The organism is Butyricicoccus sp. OF27-2pH9A (genome assembly GCF_027693185.1).
Lineage (GTDB): Bacteria > Bacillota > Clostridia > Oscillospirales > Butyricicoccaceae > Agathobaculum > Agathobaculum butyriciproducens.
Genome location: NZ_JAQEXK010000007.1, coordinates 25,454 through 44,868, shown reverse-complemented (window position 1 = coordinate 44,868; position 19,415 = coordinate 25,454). Strand labels below are relative to the sequence as shown.

The window sequence follows — 19,415 nt, the reverse complement described above, 5'->3', positions numbered from 1 at the left end:
CTGCATGCATAAAAGCCGAGGTCTGCAGGGCAGAAAACCGGCAGGGATAACGCTAAAATAATCCATTAGTATGATAACATTCTTTACAGGTTTATGCAAGCTATTTTGTTTTGAAAATGCAGATTTTTTAACATTTCACACATTTTACCCTAAAAAAAAAAAAAAAAAACGCACTTTTTTCCTGCTTTTCAGCCTGCCGAAGCAAGCATGCAGTGTATCAATATGCAAAAGGCAAGCCCGACTCCCGCAGGAATCAGCACCGCCGCCAGTGTCCACTTTGCGCTGCGCGTCTCCTGCAGGATGGTAAGGCAGGTTGTCGAGCACGGTGCATGCGCCACGGTGAGCACCAGTGTGCAGAGCGCGGTCTGCACCGTCCAGCCGTTTGCCAGCAGCAGCGCGCGGAAGGAGGCAAAGTCCACGCCGGAGGCAATCGTGCCGGACGAGAGGTAGCCCATCACGATGAGCGGCATGACCAGCTCGTTCGCCGGAAAGCCGAGGATGAACGCAAGCAGTATCACGCCGTCTATTCCGAACACCCGCGCTGCCGGGTCTAAAAATGCCGTGATGTGCGACAGGATAGCTGTATTCCCTATCTGCACATTGGCGAGCAGCCAGATGAGCACGCCCGCCGGAGCCGCCACGGCGGCGGCTCTCGCAAGGACGAACAGCGTCCGGTCGCGCACGCTGCGCACAATAACGCGCCCGATCTGCGGCATGCGGTACGGCGGCAGCTCGAGCGCAAACGATACCGCCTCTCCGCGCAAAACCGTTGCCGAGAGAATGCGCGACACGAGCAGCGTCAAGCCAACACTTGCCGCGATGACGCCGGTCAGCAGCAGCGCGCCGCCTGCCGCGCTGCCCGCGAAAAACACCGAGCACAGAAAAATGAGCAGCGGAAACCGTCCGTTGCACGGCGCAAAGCTGTTGGTGAGGATGGCGATCAGCCGCTCCCGCGGCGAGTCGATGATGCGGCAGCCTGTCACGCCGCAGGCGTTGCACCCGAAGCCCATGCACATGGTCAGGCTCTGCTTGCCGCTCGCTCTCGCGCACTGGAAGGCGTGGTCAAGCTGAAACGCCACGCGCGGCAGGTAGCCTGCGTCCTCGAGCAGCGTGAACAGCGGGAAGAAGATCGCCATCGGCGGCAGCATGACCGAGACTACGGTTGCCAGTACGCGCCATAACCCGTCGGTCAGCATCGAGACGAAAAACGGCGGCAGTCCCAGCTTCGCAAGCGCGCCCGCAAACGGCGTGCCGAGTGCCAGAAGATGCGTGCTCAGCCACTCGCTCGGCACGTTTGCGCCGAATAAGGTGAGGTAAAACACGCCTGCGAGCAGTAAAAGCATGAGCGGCACGCCAAATCTCCGGCTGAGGATAACATCGTCCGCTTTATCGTCCCGCACGCAGGCGCATTCCGGCTGCTTGACGCACGTCAGTGCGATCTCCTCCGCGCGGAGTGCCGCCGCTGCGGTTGCAATATCGTCCCTCTGCTCCTCCGTCAAATCCTCGTCCATCGCCGGATAGCGGATGGCGGTCGGGTGCGTTTCATTTTCGCCTGCCGCCGCTCGGCGTATCGCGGCTTCGAGCTCGTGCAGACCCTTTCCCTGCCGTGCGGCGCACGGTATCACCGGTATGCCAAGCTCTCGCTCGAGCGCGGCAACATCAATCTCAATGCCCTTTTTCGCGGCTTCGTCCATGAGATTCAGGCACAGAATGGCGTTTTTCTGTACCTCCAGCACCTGCAAAGCGAGGATGAGGCTGCGCTCCAGACAGCCCGCGTCCGCCACGAGCACCACCGCGCACGCCTGACCCGAAACCAGAAATTCCCGCGCGGCACGCTCCTCCTCTGAGTGCGCCCGCAGCGAGTAAGTACCCGGCAGGTCGGTCAGCGTCAGACCGCCGCCGCGCAGCCTGCCCTCGGCGCACGCGACTGTTTTTCCGCTCCAGTTGCCGGTGTGCTGACGGCTGCCGGTCAGGGCGTTGAACACGGTCGATTTGCCGACGTTCGGGTTGCCCGCCAACGCCACGGTGCGCCTCATGGCTGCACCTCGATTTGAGCGGCATCGCATTTACGCAGAGCAACCACCGCGCCGCGTATCCGGTACGCGATTGGGTCGCCCGAAAGCGCACGCCGCACACAGGTGACGCGCGTGCCCGGCACTAACCCTAAATCCTGCACGCGCCGCCGCATGCCGCCGCTGAGGTGCAGCGCCGCAACCCGCGCCTGCTGTCCGTCCCGCAGCGCCGACAGCGAAATATTTGCCGAATCTGCCATCCAATCAGCCCCTTATCCATAATTTCTGCTTACAGACTATGCACTTTTGCGAAATTTGGTGCTACTCTGCCCTGCCTGCACATATAGTAAGGCAGACCCCAAAGGAGGCTCGGCTGCATATGAAAACAAGCGAATCCTATCTGCCTGAGGGCAGCTACATGGTACAGCCTGCGGTTCGGCAGGCATTTTCAACGCTCGGCGCACTGCGGCAGGCGCAGGACGAGGGACGCATTCTGGAAGCCGTCGCCCAGCGGTGCACCGCCGCGCACGACCTGCTGTTCGACCTCGGCATCGCGCAGGGCATCCTGCCGCGCGTGTCCTGCGCGCTCGGCGTGGCAGAGGGCGACACGCGCGAGATTGCCATCCTGTCGCGTGTAGGCAAGCCCACCTGCTTCGTCGTCACCGATATCGACGAGAGCACGGACCCGCCCACGGCGTGGCTGTCGCGCACCATCGTTCAGCAGAAGGCGCAGGACCGGCTGCTCGATTCCCTCCGTCCGGGTGACGTGATTCCGGCGCGCGTAACGCATCTGGAGCCGTTCGGCGCGTTCGTGGACGCAGGCTGCGGCGTGCCGTCGCTCATCGGCATCGAAAATCTGTCCGTGTCGCGCATCTGCCACCCGAGCGACCGATTGACCGTCGGGCAGTCCATTTTAGCCGCTGTCCGCACCGTAGAGCCGGAAAACCGGCGAATTTCGCTCACCCACCGCGAGCTGCTCGGCACCTGGGCGCAGAACGCGGCGCTGTTCTCCGTCGGTGAGACCGTGCGCGGCGTTGTCCGCTCCATCGAGCCGTACGGCGTGTTCATCGAGCTTACGCCCAACCTGTCCGGTCTCGCGGAGCCGCGCGCAGACCTGCGGCCCGGCATGGCGGTATCCGTGTACATCAAGTCCATCCTGCCGCAGCGGATGAAGGTAAAGCTGACCATCATCGACGTTCTCTCGCCGTATGACGCACCGACACCGCCACGGTATTTCATCACGGGCGGACATATTGATGCGTGGACCTATACGCCGGTTGGGTGCGATAAAAAGCCGGTTAAAACCGTTTTCGAGTGAACAGCAAAAAAATGGAGAATGAAACCGTCACGTTCATTCTCCATTTTCCATTATTTCTGATTTTTCACTCTATCCCAGTACGCTTTCGCGGCCTGTTCGGTCTTATTCGGGCCGTATTCGTAGTATTGTGCACCGCGCAGCTCCTCGGGCAGATACTCCTGCTGCACCCAATGGTTGGGGTACATATGCGGATACTGATACGTCAGTCCGCGGCCTAATTTCTTTGCGCCGCCGTAATGCGTATCCTTGAGGTGCGCCGGAATATCGCCTGCCCTGCCCGCCCGAATGTCGGCAATGGCGGCATCAATGCCGTTGATGGCACTGTTGGACTTGGGCGCGGTCGCCATCAAAATGATCGCTTCCGCAAGCGGAATCCGCGCCTCGGGCAATCCCAACTGAAACGCGCTGTCCACGCACGCCTTGACGATGGCGGCGCACTGCGGGTACGCCAAACCGATATCCTCACTCGCAATGACAAGCATGCGCCGCGCCGCGGAGATCATATCGCCTGCCTCGAGCAGCCGCGCGAGATAATGCAGCGCCGCATCCGGGTCGGAGCCGCGCACAGACTTCTGCAGCGCCGAGAGGATGTCATAATGGCTGTCACCGTCGCGGTCGTAGCGCATATTCGAGCGCTGCGCCGCCTGCTGCGCGTCCGCGAGCGTGATGCCGTCCGCCCCCGCACCGGAGACGAGCAGCTCGACCGCACCGAGCGCCTTGCGTACGTCGCCGCCGACCGCCTGCGCGATGTAATCCGCCACACCGTCCTCGACCGGCTTCGCGTCCTCGCCCATCGCAAGTTTCAACGCACGTTCCACTGCCCGGCGCATATCGGCAGCCTCGACCGGCTTGAACTCGAATACCGTGCAGCGGCTTAAAATCGCGTTGTAGATGTAAAAATACGGGTTTTCCGTCGTCGATGCGATCAGCGTGATCTTTCCGGTTTCGATGAACTCCAGCAGGCTCTGCTGCTGCTTTTTGTTGAAATACTGGATCTCATCGAGGTACACGAGCGCACCGTTCGGCGCAAGGAAGGTGTCCAGCTCGTCAATGATCGCCTTGATGTCGGCAATGCCCGCCGTGGTGGCGTTCAGGTGGTACAGCTTGCGGTCGGTCTGCTGCGCGATGATGGACGCAACCGTGGTCTTGCCCACGCCGGACGGCCCGTAAAATATCAGGTTCGGGATGCTGCCGCTTTCAATGACGCGGCGCAAAAGGCCGTTTTCGCCCAGTAAATGCCGCTGCCCGACCACATCGTCCAAAGTCTTCGGACGGATTTTATCTGCTAAAGGTTGGTACATTTTCTTCCCTCGTTTATAATCTTCTCCGCAGGGCGGGGTGCCCCGCCGTATATTAAATCATCTGCACATTGCGTAATCGTAGGGGCGAACATTGTTCGCCCGGGAACCGTGTAATGTGACGTTGCGTGGGAGCACACTGTGCTCCCCTACGAAATAACATGTGCCAATCGTTAGACGGCGGGACACCCCAGGGTGGCTTCTCTTGCCCTACGGGCAATTCACCTTCTGAGGGCACCCCGCCCTACGGTGTATCATTTCAATATTGATATATGTGAAATTATATCACAAACTTTCGTTATCGACAAACCCTCTTGACTTTATCACTTTATTATGATAAACTATCCCCATCAAAGAAAACGAACACAGGAGGTCTCCCCATGGACAAGCCTTTTCTCGATAAGCTGCGCAAGATCGACCCGTATGTGCCGGGCGAGCAGCCGAAAACCGCCGATATCATCAAGCTGAACGCCAACGAAAACCCATACCCGCCCGCTCCGGGCGTGACCGAGGTTCTGCGCACGTTTGACGCCGCAAAACTCGCGATTTACCCGGATGCGAACGCAAAAGCACTCAAAACCGCTATCGCAGAGCGGTTTGACCTGCAGCCGTCGCAGGTATTCCTCGGCAACGGCTCGGATGATGTGCTTGCGCTGGCGTTCCAGTCGTTCTTCTGCTCGGACAAGCCCATCCTCTACCCGGATATCACCTACTCGTTCTATCCGGTGTGGTGCGATCTGTTCCGCATTCCGTACGAAAACATGCCGCTTGACGAGGATTTCTGCGTCAATGTGCGTGATTACGACAAGCCGAACGGCGGTATCGTGCTGCCGAACCCGAACGCGCCGACCGGCCGCGGCGTAACGCTCGAGTTCCTCGAGGACCTGCTGCAGCACAATCAGGACTGCGTTGTCATCATCGACGAGGCGTATGTGGACTTCGGCGCGCAGAGCGCGGTTCCGCTGCTCGGCAAGTACGAAAACCTGCTCATCGTGCAGACAACCAGCAAGTCGCGCTCGCTCGCGGGCATGCGCATCGGCTACGCGCTCGGCTCGGAGACGCTGATTTCCACGCTCGAGGCGGTTAAAAACTCGTACAACTCGTACACGATGGACGCCATCGCACTCGCTGTCGGTGAGGCATCCATCCGCGACGAGGACTATTTCCAGCAGACCTGCCGCAAGGTCAGCACCACCCGCGACCGCTCGGCGGAGGCGCTGCGGGCGCTCGGCTTTACCGTGCTGCCGTCGCTGACAAACTTCCTGTTTGTCACCCATCCGAACAAGAAAGCGCCGGATATCTTCGCCGCCCTGCGCGAAAAGGGTATCTTTATCCGCTATTTCAAGCTGCCGCGCATTGATAATTACCTGCGTATCACCGTCGGCACGGATGAGCAGATGGATAAGCTTATCGCCGCGCTGAAAGAGATTCTGTAAGAAAAACCCTCTCAAACGAGCAATGCCAGCAAGTTAAGCTGACATTGCTCTATGAGAGGGGTTTTTTCTGTTTACTTCTGCGGAATGGTATACTGCCTTGCCCGTTCGCTGTCCGCGACACCCTTAGTTGTCGGGTCATTGACGGCGTTCCACACGCTCGACAGCACAAGGAACAGGCAATACGGATTGCGCACCGCATTGCAGAGCAGCGCGCCGACACTCTCCCAGGTGGTGAGGTCAGCGGCGGTCAGACCGGCATACGCCAGCACCGCGGCGAACGCGCTCACGACGATCTGCACCCAGAACACCGGATTCCTAAACCGCACCTTCCAGTTCACTCGACTTCCTCCTTTTCCAAATCACTGATGCGGTGGTTAGCCACGCGGACACGCTCGTCCAGCAGCGCGACCTGCTGCTCCAGCCTGAAGGTTCGGGTGATGAGGTTATTGTGCTTTTCGACCTTCTTTTCAAGCTGCTCGATGCGGTAATTGACCAGCTTGCCGGAGACGATCATGCCGCCGGCCGTGCCCGCCAGCGTCCCCAGCAGACTCAGTCCCGCAATGATGATCTCAGCTGACACGTTTTCACCTCCTTGCTTCGCATAAGTGCCTGCACCCATACGCCGTTCGGCGGCGAAAATTGACCACGAATGGTCAACTCGGTCGAAAACTATTCCTATTTTCTTTTATTTTTCTTTGAGCGCACCCTTTTCGATGTTCGCCTGCAGAATGTTATCTGTCAGCTCATACAGGTACGCCGAGCCTTTCTCCGTGCGGCTCTGGCGGCCGTAGACCTGCTTAGCGGTCACATCGTGGTCAGCCCAGTCGCTGCCGCCGTTGCTGTTGTTGAGCAGAAGCGGCTGCAGATTGTCCATCGCGTGGGCAAAGTGCGCCTCGGCGGTCTCATCGGCCTCAAATTCGTCAAAAACAGCCATCAGCTCGTGCTTCTGGTCGTCCGGCAGGAGCGAATAAATGCGCTGCTTTGCCGCGTCCTCGCGCGTCTTCTGCGTCTGCAGACCGTCGGTGTCGTAGGCGTATGTGTCACCTGCGTCAATCTCCACCACATCGTGCAGCAGGCACATGAGCATGACCCGCGCCACATCCACCGGCTCGTTGGAATATTCCTGCAGCAGATACGCCATGATGGCCATGTGCCATGCGTGCTCGGCGTCGTTCTCGCGGCGGCCGTGGCCGGAGAGATGCGTCTGCCGGAAAATGTTCTTCTCCTTGTCGATCTCAAGAATGAAATTCAGCTGTTTCTGCAGCCGTTCGTCCATAAATCCATCTTCCTTTCGATATGAAAAAACGGGTACAGCCTGCGCCATACCCGCCGAATTATTTATCTTTGAGGAGCGTGTTCAGCTCTTCCATAAAGGTGTTGATGTCCTTAAACTGGCGGTAGACCGAGGCAAACCGCACATACGCGACCTCATCAACCTTACGCAGCTGCTCCATGACAAGCTCACCGATGACCTTGCTGGAAACCTCGCTTTCGAGCGAGCTGAACAGCTTCTGCTCAACGTGATCGACGATCTGTTCCAGCTGCATCAGCGAAACCGGGCGTTTCTCGCACGCCTTCACCAGACCGTTGAGCAGCTTCTGGCGGTCGTACGCCTGCCGCGTGCCATCGCGCTTGATCAGCATAAGCGGCATGCGCTCTACCGTCTCGTAGGTGGTAAAGCGTTTTCCGCAGTGGAGACATTCACGCCGGCGACGGATGCTGGTACCCTCGTCCGTCGGACGGGAGTCTACGACCTTGCTGTCTTCAAAGCTGCAAAATGGGCACTTCATCGTACTTCCCCCTTGTGAACACCGCTTCACGCGCGTGGTTTGTTATCTGTCTGCTGTTATTATACTACGCGGGGTGCTGTTAAGTCAATTTTTTATTGTGATAAAGCGGCACCTTTTCCTGCCCTGCCCTCCGGGCGGCTCCTTTCTCTGTACCGCTCCCCCTGTGCCGATAAACAAACGCAAAAAGGCACCCGAACGGGTGCCTTTTCGATAGTCGTTAGATCTTGCGACGGCGGCGGAACTTCTTACGGAAGAAGCCCCACAGACCGGTAGACAGCATAACGGACGACCAGCCGCCGGCCAGGATACCGACGATCAGCGGCAGGGTGAACTGCTTGAGCGACGGAACACCGAGGATGTATACCATGCCGATGGTGAACAGCGTGGTAAGCGTGGTGTTGATGGTACGGCCCATGGTCTGCCAGATGCTCTTCTCGCCGATGACCTCAAACGGCTCCTTGCGCGCGGTGCGCAGGTTCTCACGAACGCGGTCGAATACGATGATGGACGCGTTGATGGAGTAGCCGAGGATGGTCAGTGCAGCAGCAATGAAGTTGCTGTCGAGCGGAATCTGCAGCAGAACGTAAACGCTCAGCATAACGAGCAGATCGTGAACCAGGCAGCAGATCGCAGCCAGACCACTGGTCAGCTCGAAGCGGAAGGTGATGTACACCAGCATCAGCAGGATTGCAAGGATCGAGCAGATGAATGCCGAACGCTGCAGGTCGCTGCCGACAGAAGCGGATACGTCGTTGTTGTTGAGGATATCGGTATCGGCAAGGCTGTACTTCTCCAGCATCTTGTCGATCACGGCAGCACGCTGCTCGGAGTCGATGGAGGTGGAGCGGATCAGCACGTCCTCATTGCCGTCACCGGAGGAGGTTACAGAGGATGCGTCCACACCGGTTGCGTCCTTGAACAGATCGCTGACCTCGGTCTGGATATCCTGCGTAACAGCGGTATGCATGTTGAACTCCATCTCGGTACCGCCGGCAAAGTCGATGCTCAGGTTGAACAGGTTCTTGCCGAACGGCAGCAGAATCAGCGCAACAAGGCCGGTTACGATCAGTACGACAGAGATACCGCCAAAGATCTTGAAGTTCTTGAGGATCGGGAAATGCTTCTTCTCTTCCTTGCGCTCGCGCAGGCCGTAAGCCTTCGGATTGCGGATGTGGAAATCCACCATGCGTCTGAGCAGGAAGTGCGTGATGGTCAGCGCAGTGAACATGGACACGATAACACCGATGCCCAGCGTGGTAGCGAAGCCGACGATCGTGCCGGTGCCAAGGAAGAACAGCACGCCGCACGCGATCAGGGTGGTGATGTTGGAGTCCAGAATTGCGGTGAACGCACGCTTGAAGCCGGAGTCAATAGCGCTCTTGACGGTCTTGCCGGCAGCCATTTCCTCCTTGATGCGCTCGAAGATAATGACGTTTGCGTCAACCGCCATACCGATGGACAGGATGATACCTGCAATGCCCGGCAGGGACAGGTTTACGCGGATCAGGCTGAACAGCAGCGCCTCGATAACCATGTAGAAGCACAGAGCGAGGCAGGAAACAAAGCCCGGAATGCGGTACATGATGATCATGAACAGCATAACAAGTACCAGACCGATCATACCTGCCTTCAGGCTGGAGCTCATCGCGTCAGCGCCGAGCTGCGGGCCGACAGAGCGAAGCTCTACCTGCTTGAGCGAGAACGGAATCTGACCTGCGTTGATGAGGTTTGCCAGCTCGGTCGCGCTGTCGCGGGTGAACGAGCCGGAGATTACGCAGCTGTCGCTGTCGATCTTGGAAGAAACGGACGGTGCGGAAATAACCTGATCGTCCATGACGATAGCCATCACGTTGGTGCCGTCAGTGCGGGCCGCGATGCTCTCGGTCGCTTCAGCAAACTTCTGCTTGCCCTCAGAGGTAAACTGTACCTCTACATAATGGGTATCCGCAACTTCGTTGCCGGTCGGGCGGCCATAGCCGTAAGTAGCTTTCTTAACGTCAGAGCCGGTCAGCCACTCCTTGCCGTCAGCATCAACAAAGGTGAGCTGTGCGGTGGTGCCGAGGGTCTGTACGGCCTCCTCCGGGTTGGTGATCTGCGGGATCTCAACCGTTACGCGGTTCTCGCCGCTGAGGGATACGGTAGCCTCGGTAAAGCCCTTACCGGTCAGTCGCTGACGGATGACCTTCTGTACCGAGTTCATGTCGTCGGACAGGTTGCTGGTGTCGTAGCCGTCCGGGATTTCGGCCTCGTATACGATACGGGAGCCGCCGACCAGATCCAGACCCAGACGGATACCGTTGTCGGTATCGAGTACGCTCGGGATGATGGCCTTCAGACCGGAGTCTGTCGTGTCTGCAGAATCGGTCGAAGCCGAGTCAGCAGAGGTGTCAGCAGACGCATCCGTGCTGTCTGCCTTGTTGTCCGCCTTGTCTGCGCTGCTGTCGGTAGACGAGGTGTCGCTCGTATCCGTCGCAGACGTGTCGGACGTTGCCGTGTTCCGGAACGGCATGGTCCAGCCGCCCGGAATGTACACTCCTGTTACCGCCGTCACGCCGAGGAAAATGATGATCAGCATGACCGCGATAAAGGAAGTTACACTCTTTTTCACTTGCAAGTGCCTCCTTTATTTTTTTGTTACACAACTGATTTAGTATACAGCATAATAGCCAAAAAGTCAATCATTCTGCACATATTGTATAACAATTCCGCGCCTGTGGCGCGTGTGCAATAGAATATCCCGCTGCGCGGGATATTCATAAAAACCGTGGGGCATGTACCTGTGCAGCGCGGCTTTTTAATGCCGCGCAAGGTTAGCACCGATTTTTATACCGGTAAGCATATTTGTGTGCCGCGTGCGGCGCGCAAATATGCGCCCGGAATGTATCCGCGCCGTGTGCGGTACATCCTATCTCGTTTCAGACTATAATCTGAAACGAATCAAAGGTTGATCTCTACCTTTACGTCCTCACCGGTCAGATAAGGCGCAATCGCCGGACGAACGCACTCGTTCAGGAACTCGTCCACCTGCGACGGGCAGCGGCCGATGTAAGCGGACGGGTCGAGGTGCTCGAGGATCTGCTCACGGGTCATGCCGAACATCGGGTCGCCGGCAATGCGGTCAACCATATCGTTCTCGAGGCCCTCCTCCTTGATGCGCTTGCCCGCAGCCATGGAGTGCTCGCGGATGCGCTCGTGCAGGTCCTGACGGTTGCCGCCGCGCTTTACGGCGTCCATCATGATGTTCTCGGTTGCCATGAACGGCAGCTCGTTCATAACGTGCGCCTCGATGACCTTCGGGTAAACGACCAGACCGGAAACGACGTTGATCATGATGTTGAGGATTGCGTCAACGGCAAGGAATGCCTCCGGCACGGAAATGCGCTTGTTCGCAGAGTCGTCGAGCGTGCGCTCGAACCACTGGGTAGCCGAGGTGAACGCCGGGTTCAGGCTGTCGCAGATGACGTAGCGCGCCAGTGCACAGATACGCTCGGAACGCATCGGGTTGCGCTTGTACGGCATGGCGGACGAGCCGATCTGGTTCTTCTCGAACGGCTCCTCTACTTCCTTCAGGTGCTGCAGCAGACGCAGGTCGGTTGCGAACTTGGAAGCGGATTCTGCGATACCGGCGAGCGTTGCGAGCGTCTGCGCGTCGATCTTGCGGGAGTAGGTCTGGCCGGAGACCGGAACCACGCCTGCAAAGCCGAAATCATCGGCAATGCGCTTCTCCAGCTCCTTAACCTTGCTCTCGTCGCCGTCAAACAGCTCCATGAAGGACGCCTGCGTGCCGGTCGTGCCCTTGCTGCCGAGCATGCGCAGGTTTTCGATGCGGTATTCTACCTCATTCAAATCCATCAGCAGCTCGTTCATCCACAGGGTAGCGCGCTTGCCGACCGTGGTCAGCTGTGCCGGCTGGAAGTGGGTGAAGCCGAGGGTCGGCTGGGACTTGTGCGCATCCGCGAACTGTGCCAGCTTGTCCAGTACGGTCGCCAGCTTTTTGCGAACCAGCAGCAGACCCTCGCGGATCTGGATGATGTCGGTATTGTCGCCGACATACGCGCTGGTAGCGCCGAGGTGGATAATGCCGGCCGCCTTGGGAGCCGCCTTGCCGAAGGTATAAACGTGCGCCATAACGTCATGGCGTACCTCCTTCTCGCGCTGACGAGCCACATCGTAGTCGATGTCGGTCAGGTGCGCGGCCATCTCGTCCACCTGCTCCTGCGTGATCGGCAGACCGAGCGCCAGCTCCGCCTTAGCCAGCGACAGCCACAGCCGACGCCAGGTGGAGAACTTCATATCCGAGGAGAAGGTGTAGAGCATCTCCTTGGAAGCGTAGCGCGAGGAAAGCGGGCTTTCGTACACGTTGTTCATGTTATTCGTCCTTTCCGGTGTGTATTTTATCCAAATTATAACGAAATAACGGACTTGGATGGTATCTAATCTTCCATAACAGTCCGATTTTAGTTTAACACTTTGCACCGGTCATTTCAAGCAAAACCGACCGGTTTTGCGCTATCTTGTAGCAATAAACAAAGTTTGCAGCGGTTTCGCCGTTAGATTTTGCGTCCTCCTCTTTTTCCTGCACCGCCTGCGCGGTTCAAGTGCCCCAGAGGCTCGGTGCAGAAACCAAAAAACAGCACCCTTTTCAGAGTGCTGCTCAGAATTACGCATGCTTACGCGTTTTTGATAAACGCCTCGAGGCGGTCGAGACCCTTGTCAATCTCGGTGAGCGAGGTCGCATAGCTCCAGCGGACGAAGCCCGGCGCGGCAAATGCGGTGCACGGAACGGTCGCAACCAGACCCTTCTCAAGGAACAGCTGCGCGAAGTCCTCGGCGCTCTCGATGACCTTGCCGTACATGGTCTTGCCGAGGAAGCCCTTCATGTTCATCATAACATAGAACGCGCCCTCCGGCTTGATGCAGGAAACGCCCTCGATCTTGTTCATGCGCTCTACCAGATGGTCGCGGCGCTGCTCGAACGCCTGCTTCATCACCTGCATGTCCTCCTGCGGGCCGGTCAGCGCGGTGATGGCCGCCTGCTGGGAAATGGTGGACGGTGCAGAGGTGGAGTGGCTCAGGTAGTTCGCCATCACCTTGGCCAGCTGCGGATTGGACGCGCTGTAACCGATACGCCAGCCGGTCATCGCGTAGCTCTTGGATACGCCGTTTACCAGAATGGTGCGGTTCTTCACATCCTCGCCCAGAGAAGCGAACGAAACGAACTCATTGTTATCATATACAAGGTTGCAGTAAATCTCATCCGCGATAACGTAGATGTTATGGCGGCAGCAAACCTCAGCGATCGCCTCCAGCTCGGCCTTGGTGTATACCATGCCGGTCGGGTTGGACGGAGAGTTCAGCATGAACACCTTGGTCTTGTCGGTGATGGCGGCGTCCAGCTGCTCTGCGGTGATCTTGAAGTCCGCCTCCTCGGTTGCGGCTACGATGACCGGGATTGCACCTGCCTGCTTTACCATCTCGGAATAGCTTACCCAGTACGGAGCCGCGATAACGACCTCATCGCCCGGGTTGCACAGCGTCATCAGCGCGATATAGACCGAGTGCTTTGCACCCGAAGCCACAACGATCTGCGTCGGCTCGTAGTCCAGACCGCAGTCCTCCTTCAGACGGTAGCAGGCTGCCTTGCGCAGGTCCATCAGACCGGCTGCCGGCGTGTACTTGGTCTGGTTGTTCTCAATGGCCTCGATACCGGCCTGCTTGATGTGCTCCGGCGTCGGAAAATCCGGCTCACCGGCACCAAAGCCGACAACGTCCTTGCCCTCTGCCTTCATCTGCTTGAACAGCGAATCAATGGCCAGCGTCGTGGACGCCTGCACACCTGCTGCAATCTTGGAAATCGGCTTCAATGCCATGCTCAGCACTCCCTTATATCTCTCATCAGTTATCATGTGTTTTTATTATATGCCTGCGAACTTATTTTTGCAAGTCCTGACTTAATAAATTGCAAAATCGACACAATAAAAAAACCCGCCGATATTGGCGGGTCAGGGGTGGAATTTTCACAAAACACGGTCGCGCGAGAAGATAATCAGAGCCGTTCCCCGTTCAATCGTGACGGCAAAGCGGCTGTTCGGTTTTGCCTCGTTCGAGGTGGAGATCATGCCGACACGGGTAACCGTGCCGTTCGTTAATTCATATTTTGCATTCTCGATGGTCACGCCCTCGAGCACCGCGTCCATCGGCACGACCGAGAAGTAGGTAAACGTCTCCGGCATGATGAATTCCTGCCGTCCGCCCTGATGCAGCTCGACGCGGTTGTACGGATCGAGGATGGTCAGGTGACCGCCGAGCGTCTTTGCTTCCTCAAGCAGTGAGAGATTTGCCAGCATATGGTCGATGCGCCCGCCGGTCGCACACACGAGCGTCGCCTCGCGGCAGCCGCGGCGGAACACCTCGCGCAGACAGCTCTGCGAATCCGTGTCGTCCTTTTCGGGCTTCAAGAGGATAACGTCCTCTCCCTCCACCTCGGTCATGGAATCCCGGTCGGAGATCATGAAATCCGGATGCAGACCGAGCGCCCGCGCATGCCGCAGACCGCCGTCCGCACACGCAACAAGCGCGGACGGATGCTCGCGCAGAAACGCGCGGATATAACCGTAATCGGTTTCCGGTGCAGCCGCAAAAATCAGCGCGTGCCGCCCTTGGTAAGTTCCCATTCCTTCAGATCCTTTACACTTTCGTACAGCTTTACATAGCTTTCATGACGGGTTTTCGCAATTTCTCCATTCTCGACCGCCGCAAGGATGGCGCAGCCCTTCTCCTTGACATGCGCGCAGCCGGTGAATTTACACTGCCCGATGTACGGCTCGAACTCCGGAAATGCGTACTGCAGATCCTCGGCCAGCACCAAATCCATCTGCTCGGTCTCAAACGAGGAGAAGCCGGGCGTGTCCGCGATGTAGCCGCCGCCTTCGATCGGATGCAGCTCCACATGACGGGTGGTGTGCTTGCCGCGGCCGATCTTGTCCGAAATCGCACCGACCTCAGCGCCGAACGAGCTGTCCAGCCGGTTGAGCACGCTCGACTTGCCGACACCCGAGTTGCCCGCAAACGCGCTCACCCTGCCGCGGATGCGCTCGCGCAGTGCGTCAATGCCTTCGCCGGTGTGCGCGCTCACGCGCAGCACCTCGATGCCGCTCCTGCGGTAGGTTTCATACAGCTCGTCACCCGGATTCGCATCCGTCTTGTTGATGACGACCAGTGCGTCCATGTTCTTGTGCACCGCGATCGCCGTTACCTTGTCGATCAGGAACGGGTCGGTTACCGGCGGTGCCGCGCTCGCCACGGCAACGACCAGATCCAGATTCGCCACAGCCGGCCGGATCAGGCTGTTCTTGCGCGGCGCGATCGTCTGCAGATAGCCGGTGCCGTCCTCCGGCTGGATTTCCAGCGTTACCCGGTCCCCGACGATAGGCTTGCCCACGGTCTTGCGGAACCGTCCGCGTGCTTTGCATTCAATGAGACCCTCGGCGGTATCCACATAGTAGAAACCGCCGATGCCCTTCAGAATGATCCCTTCGATCAAACTTAATTCCTCCGTTTTTAACTGAATGTGTACGTCTGCGAGGTAGTCGAACCGTCCACGCTGACCGTAACATCATGGTCGCCCACCGAGCCGCTCACCGAGATGGACGTGCTTCCGCCGCTCGTGCTGCAGGTGTCGTCATACTGGATCACGCCGTCCACATAGATGATAACATGCGCGGTATCCGTGTTGTCCGGCAGCGAAACCGGAATGGTCGCACTGCCGAGACTCGGCGTATCGTCATAGCCGCCATCGCCGTTGTCCTGACCGCCGGAATTGCCGCCGCTGTTATTATCCGGCGAGTTATTGTTCGATGTGCTCTTGCCCTTGGAGATCTGGATGTTGACCGTGCTGCCCTTGGTCACCTCAGCACCGGCATCCTGCGACTGCCATACGACCGACCCCGCTTCCGCAGAGCTGTCCACCGAGTCTACCGAGCCGATCTTCAGGCCCTTTGCCTCCAGCGCCGCGCGTGCTTGGTCCTCGGTCATGCCGAGCAGACCGGGCACGGAGACGTTTTCGTTATCGTCCTTCTGCTTGCCCTTGCTGATATAGACGGTCAGCGTCGCGCCCTTTTCCAGCTCGGCGCCCGCCTCCGGGTCGGTGCGGATGACCTTGCCTTCCTCCACGTCGTCGCTGTATTCCTCAACGACCTCGCACTTGATGTCGTGCGATGCCAGCGCCGCCTGCACATAATCGAGCGTCTTGCCGGTAAAGTCGATCACCTTGTAGGTATCCTTGACGTTTTCGCCGCCCGAGGATACCGTTACCGTGATGATCGTACCCTTGGTTGCCTTTTTCTTGCCGTCGCCGTCCGGGTCCTGCTCGAGTATCTCACCGACCGGACGGTCGGATTCCTGCCGTTCGGTCGCTTCCTTTACCGTGAAGTTGTCGGTTATATCCGGGTCGGCCATCACTTCGTCGATATTGCGTCCGATGAGGTCGGGCACGATAATCTTCTCCGACTTGTCGCTGCTGCCGGTGAGCATCAGAATGCCGACCAGCAGCAGACTGATCACCGCAATCACGCCGACCGCCATGCCGACCGCCATGCCGGGGCGCTCGGCCAGCTTTTCAAAAAAGCCGTCCGGCTCATCCTGTTCCTTTTTGCGGAAACCGGTGCGGGTGCGGGTCCGGGTCTGCGTGCGCGTGCGGGTGCGCGGCGCAGCTGCGCCCTCAACGGAAGCGGCTTCATGCTCTGCCGCACTGCGGCGCGCCGCACGCTGAATGTCCGCGCCGATGATCTGCGTCTCGCCCGAGTTATCCTCGCTTGCCACATAGTGGAAGCGTGCATTCGGGTCCGAGCGGATCTGCTCCATATCCTCGTACATCTTTTCCGCGGACTCGTACCGGCGGCTGATGTTCGCGCTCATGGCGTGCATGACAATGTCGTCCACGCCCTTGGGAATGCCCGGCACAAACGCGCTCGGGATGATCGGCACCTCATTGATGTGCTGCATGACGATCTGGAGCGCGGTTTCGCCCTCAAACGGCAGCTTGCCGGTCAGCATTTCGTACATCATCACGCCAAGCGAGTACAGGTCGGTGCGGTAGTCGATCTTGCTGCCCTTGGCCTGCTCCGGCGAGATATAGTGCACCGAGCCGATGGCCTCCTGCACCACGCGGGTCTCCTGCGCGGCAGCGAACGAGGCAATGCCGAAATCGGTCAGCTTTGCCGTACCGTCCCGCAGAATGATAACGTTCTGCGGCTTAACGTCCTGATGGATGATGCCGCGCGAGTGTGCGTGCATGAGTGCGCGGGCAACCTGCTCAGCGAAGAAAATGGTCTCCTCCCACGACAGATGGCCCTTGCGCTGCAGATACTGCTTGAGGGTGATGCCCTCGATCAGCTCCATAACGATATAATCCGTGCCGTCCTCGCTGCCGACGTCGAACACGGAAACAATATTGTGGTGGCTCAGCTTGGCAACGGCGCGCGACTCAATGGAGAACCGCTTGCGGATATCCGGGTCCTCCGCGAACTCCTTTTTGAGCACCTTGAGTGCCACATCGCGCCCGAGAATGGTATCCCGCGCCCGATAAACGACCGCCATGCCGCCGACGCCGACGATTTCCTCAATCTGATAGCGTCCGCCGAGCATACTGCCGATATATTTATCCATAATCTGTCACGCTCCCTGCTTTTTGCCGAGGGTGAACAGCGCAACGGTGATGTTGTCGCGGCCGCCGCCGTCAAGCGCCAGCTGCAGCAGCGCGTCACCGGCCAGCTCGAGCGTCGGCGCGTTTGCCAGCACCTCCGCGATCCGGCTGTCCTCCGCCATGCCGGTCAGACCGTCCGAGCAGAGCAGCAGCATGTCCTTTTCGGTCAGGCGCACCTCAAACAGGTCGCCTTCGACATACGGCTCCACGCCTACCGCACGGGTGATGAGGTTTTTCTGCGGATGGGTGCGCGCATCCGCCTCGGTGATCTTGCCGCGGCGGCGCATCTCCTCCACATAGGAGTGGTCCTCGCTGATCTGGTGCATGGCTTCGCCGTCAAAGCGGTACGCGCGGCTGTCACCCACGTTGATAACGGTCGCGCAGTCGCCCTGAATGAGCGCGGCAACCAGCGTCGTGCCCATGCCGCGGAACTCCGGCTGCCTGCCCGCCAGAGAGAAAACCGTCTCGTTCGCCTGCTTGAGCGCCTGCGTCAGCAGGTTCTGCCGTGCCGTTTCGTCCAGCGTGCCGCTTAAAGCGTCACCCGCGGACTCGATAAAGCTCTGCGCGGCAAAGCGGCTGGCTACGTTGCCCGCATTTGCACCGCCCATGCCGTCGCACACGACGAGGAGCGCGGTCCGGTTGTCCTCCCGCGCTTCGATCTGAAAAATATCCTGATTGGTCGGGCGCACCCGTCCCTTATCGGTCAAGCCGAAATATTCCATTTCACAACCTCCTTCGATTGTGTTTATATGTGAGAATATTCAAGTTAATCACGAGAACTGCCCTTTCCGTCCTCCTTCAGCTGCCGCTGTCGGAGCTGACCGCACGCCGCATCAATATCCGGACCCAGCTTGCGCCTTACGGTCGCGGTAACGCCGCGCTTCTCGAGCGCCTGCTGGAACCTGCGGACGGTTTCCGGCCTGGACGGCTTCAGCGGACTTTCCGCAACCTCATTCAGCGGAATGAGGTTGACGTGTGCCGGTCTTCCTTTCAGCAGCTTGGCCAGCAGGTCGGCCTGCCACGGGCGGTCGGTCTTGTCGCGCGCCATCATGTACTCGTAGGAAATGCGCCGTCCGGTGGTGTCGAAATAGTAACGGCACGCCTTCATCAAGCGCTCGACCGGATACGCGTCGTTCACCGGCATGATGGACGAGCGTGTTTCGTCATCCGGCGCGTGCAGCGACACGGACAGCGTGATCTGCAGCTTTTCCCGTGCTAACATCTCTATTCTATCAGCAATTCCGCTGGTTGACAAGGAGATATGGCGCTGCCCGATGTTGATCCCCTCCGGGCAGCTCACCAGATGCAGGAATTTGAGCACGTTTTCATAGTTGTCGAGCGGCTCACCGGTGCCCATCAGCACAATGTTGGAGACCTTTTCGCCGCTGTCCTTCTGCATGAACAGGATTTCGTCCAGAATCTCGCCTGCGGACAGACTGCGCGTGCGTCCGTTCAGACCGGAGGCACAGAACTTGCAGCCCATCCGGCAGCCGACCTGCGTCGAAACGCAGACCGACACGCCGTGCTCGTAGTGCATCAGTACGGACTCCACGCAGTTGCCGTCCCGCAGACGCCATAAGTATTTCACCGTGCCGTCAACGCGGCTCACCTGCTTGCGGGCAACCTCCGGTACGGTCAGCAGGAAATTTTCCGCTAAACGCGCCCGTAAGTCCTTGGATAAGTTGGACATCTCTTCAAAGGACTCCACACCCTCGTGAAGCCATTTGAAGATCTGTCCCGCACGGAACGGCTTTTCGCCCATTTCCTTCAAAGCGCTTTTCAGTTCATCTATTGTAAGGGATTTGATTTCGACCATGTGTCTCTCCTTCAAATCTTCTCTCTCGTTTTCCTGTAGGGC

17 protein-coding genes are annotated in these 19,415 nt (G+C 58.5%); 2 read left to right on the top strand and 15 right to left on the bottom strand.

The window, feature by feature from the left end:
* Positions 1 to 188 precede the first annotated feature (188 nt).
* Positions 189 to 2,036 (bottom strand): ferrous iron transporter B, encoded by a 1,848-nt coding sequence (feoB, locus tag PG722_RS07070; RefSeq protein WP_270580089.1) that lies wholly within the window; start codon positions 2,034 to 2,036, stop codon positions 189 to 191.
* On the bottom strand, positions 2,033 to 2,272 hold the full coding sequence (locus PG722_RS07065) for a FeoA family protein (protein WP_110435094.1): 240 nt from the start codon (positions 2,270 to 2,272) through the stop codon (positions 2,033 to 2,035). Before PG722_RS07065 ends, feoB begins: the two co-directional genes overlap by 4 nt.
* A 119-nt stretch (positions 2,273 to 2,391) precedes the next feature.
* Here PG722_RS07065 and PG722_RS07060 point away from each other — a divergent pair, with 119 nt between their 5' ends.
* Entirely contained in the window at positions 2,392 to 3,330 is a 939-nt protein-coding gene (locus PG722_RS07060) for a S1 RNA-binding domain-containing protein (RefSeq protein ID WP_270580088.1), read from the top strand.
* A 50-nt stretch (positions 3,331 to 3,380) separates the two neighbouring features.
* Here the strand turns inward: PG722_RS07060 and PG722_RS07055 are convergent, their stop codons facing one another.
* The gene (locus tag PG722_RS07055; RefSeq protein ID WP_199667355.1) at positions 3,381 to 4,631 is read right to left on the bottom strand and encodes a replication-associated recombination protein A; all 1,251 of its coding nucleotides are present in this window, start codon (positions 4,629 to 4,631) and stop codon (positions 3,381 to 3,383) included.
* A 377-nt stretch (positions 4,632 to 5,008) separates the two neighbouring features.
* Here PG722_RS07055 and hisC point away from each other — a divergent pair, with 377 nt between their 5' ends.
* Positions 5,009 to 6,064: a histidinol-phosphate transaminase gene (hisC, locus tag PG722_RS07050; RefSeq protein ID WP_270580087.1), complete on the top strand. Its 1,056-nt coding sequence runs from the start codon at positions 5,009 to 5,011 to the stop codon at positions 6,062 to 6,064.
* 71 nt (positions 6,065 to 6,135) lie between these two features.
* On the opposite strand, the gene PG722_RS07045 is transcribed toward hisC, so the two are convergent.
* The 12 genes from PG722_RS07045 to rlmN all read right to left on the bottom strand — a co-directional run bounded on the left by PG722_RS07045 (position 6,136) and on the right by rlmN (position 19,373).
* Positions 6,136 to 6,402, bottom strand: a complete 267-nt coding sequence (locus PG722_RS07045) for a phage holin (protein WP_118478442.1) — start codon at positions 6,400 to 6,402, stop codon at positions 6,136 to 6,138.
* Entirely contained in the window at positions 6,399 to 6,644 is a 246-nt protein-coding gene (locus tag PG722_RS07040) for a hypothetical protein (RefSeq protein ID WP_270580086.1), read from the bottom strand. Before PG722_RS07040 ends, PG722_RS07045 begins: the two co-directional genes overlap by 4 nt.
* A 105-nt stretch (positions 6,645 to 6,749) precedes the next feature.
* Entirely contained in the window at positions 6,750 to 7,340 is a 591-nt protein-coding gene (locus PG722_RS07035) for an HD domain-containing protein (protein WP_270580085.1), read from the bottom strand.
* Between the two features lie 58 nt (positions 7,341 to 7,398).
* A complete protein-coding gene (gene nrdR / locus PG722_RS07030) occupies positions 7,399 to 7,854 on the bottom strand; it encodes a transcriptional regulator NrdR (protein ID WP_270418404.1) in 456 nt (151 codons plus the stop codon).
* Positions 7,855 to 8,071: 217 nt separating this feature from the next.
* Complete coding sequence (secD, locus tag PG722_RS07025; RefSeq protein ID WP_270580083.1) at positions 8,072 to 10,462, bottom strand: protein translocase subunit SecD; 2,391 nt, start codon at positions 10,460 to 10,462, stop codon at positions 8,072 to 8,074.
* Positions 10,463 to 10,791: 329 nt separating this feature from the next.
* Complete coding sequence (gene purB, locus PG722_RS07020) at positions 10,792 to 12,222, bottom strand: adenylosuccinate lyase (protein ID WP_118647666.1); 1,431 nt, start codon at positions 12,220 to 12,222, stop codon at positions 10,792 to 10,794.
* A gap of 302 nt (positions 12,223 to 12,524) precedes the next feature.
* A complete protein-coding gene (locus PG722_RS07015) occupies positions 12,525 to 13,724 on the bottom strand; it encodes a pyridoxal phosphate-dependent aminotransferase (RefSeq protein ID WP_270580081.1) in 1,200 nt (399 codons plus the stop codon).
* A gap of 147 nt (positions 13,725 to 13,871) precedes the next feature.
* Complete coding sequence (locus PG722_RS07010) at positions 13,872 to 14,528, bottom strand: thiamine diphosphokinase (protein WP_117488788.1); 657 nt, start codon at positions 14,526 to 14,528, stop codon at positions 13,872 to 13,874.
* Positions 14,498 to 15,397 carry a ribosome small subunit-dependent GTPase A gene (gene rsgA, locus PG722_RS07005; protein WP_243022142.1) on the bottom strand — a complete coding sequence of 300 codons (900 nt, stop codon included), beginning with the start codon at positions 15,395 to 15,397 and terminating at the stop codon, positions 14,498 to 14,500. The genes PG722_RS07010 and rsgA overlap by 31 nt, the downstream gene beginning before the upstream one ends.
* Before the next feature lie 17 nt (positions 15,398 to 15,414).
* Positions 15,415 to 17,520: a Stk1 family PASTA domain-containing Ser/Thr kinase gene (gene pknB, locus PG722_RS07000; RefSeq protein WP_270580079.1), complete on the bottom strand. Its 2,106-nt coding sequence runs from the start codon at positions 17,518 to 17,520 to the stop codon at positions 15,415 to 15,417.
* 6 nt (positions 17,521 to 17,526) lie between these two features.
* Positions 17,527 to 18,279 carry a Stp1/IreP family PP2C-type Ser/Thr phosphatase gene (locus PG722_RS06995; RefSeq protein WP_118564022.1) on the bottom strand — a complete coding sequence of 251 codons (753 nt, stop codon included), beginning with the start codon at positions 18,277 to 18,279 and terminating at the stop codon, positions 17,527 to 17,529.
* Between the two features lie 44 nt (positions 18,280 to 18,323).
* Positions 18,324 to 19,373, bottom strand: a complete 1,050-nt coding sequence (gene rlmN / locus PG722_RS06990; RefSeq protein ID WP_270580078.1) for a 23S rRNA (adenine(2503)-C(2))-methyltransferase RlmN — start codon at positions 19,371 to 19,373, stop codon at positions 18,324 to 18,326.
* Positions 19,374 to 19,415: the final 42 nt, after the last annotated feature.

What these genes read in the sequence shown, in the direction of transcription:
- PG722_RS06995 (WP_118564022.1), bottom strand. Translation starts at nt 18,279, where the DNA reads ATGGAATATTTCGGCTTGACCGATAAGGGACGGGTGCGCCCGACCAAT.
- PG722_RS07060 (WP_270580088.1), top strand. Translation starts at nt 2,392, where the DNA reads ATGAAAACAAGCGAATCCTATCTGCCTGAGGGCAGCTACATGGTACAG.
- pknB (WP_270580079.1), bottom strand. Translation starts at nt 17,520, where the DNA reads ATGGATAAATATATCGGCAGTATGCTCGGCGGACGCTATCAGATTGAG.
- PG722_RS07015 (WP_270580081.1), bottom strand. Translation starts at nt 13,724, where the DNA reads ATGGCATTGAAGCCGATTTCCAAGATTGCAGCAGGTGTGCAGGCGTCC.
- PG722_RS07065 (WP_110435094.1), bottom strand. Translation starts at nt 2,272, where the DNA reads ATGGCAGATTCGGCAAATATTTCGCTGTCGGCGCTGCGGGACGGACAG.
- rlmN (WP_270580078.1), bottom strand. Translation starts at nt 19,373, where the DNA reads ATGGTCGAAATCAAATCCCTTACAATAGATGAACTGAAAAGCGCTTTG.
- PG722_RS07010 (WP_117488788.1), bottom strand. Translation starts at nt 14,528, where the DNA reads ATGGGAACTTACCAAGGGCGGCACGCGCTGATTTTTGCGGCTGCACCG.
- PG722_RS07055 (WP_199667355.1), bottom strand. Translation starts at nt 4,631, where the DNA reads ATGTACCAACCTTTAGCAGATAAAATCCGTCCGAAGACTTTGGACGAT.
- nrdR (WP_270418404.1), bottom strand. Translation starts at nt 7,854, where the DNA reads ATGAAGTGCCCATTTTGCAGCTTTGAAGACAGCAAGGTCGTAGACTCC.
- PG722_RS07035 (WP_270580085.1), bottom strand. Translation starts at nt 7,340, where the DNA reads ATGGACGAACGGCTGCAGAAACAGCTGAATTTCATTCTTGAGATCGAC.
- hisC (WP_270580087.1), top strand. Translation starts at nt 5,009, where the DNA reads ATGGACAAGCCTTTTCTCGATAAGCTGCGCAAGATCGACCCGTATGTG.
- feoB (WP_270580089.1), bottom strand. Translation starts at nt 2,036, where the DNA reads ATGAGGCGCACCGTGGCGTTGGCGGGCAACCCGAACGTCGGCAAATCG.
- purB (WP_118647666.1), bottom strand. Translation starts at nt 12,222, where the DNA reads ATGAACAACGTGTACGAAAGCCCGCTTTCCTCGCGCTACGCTTCCAAG.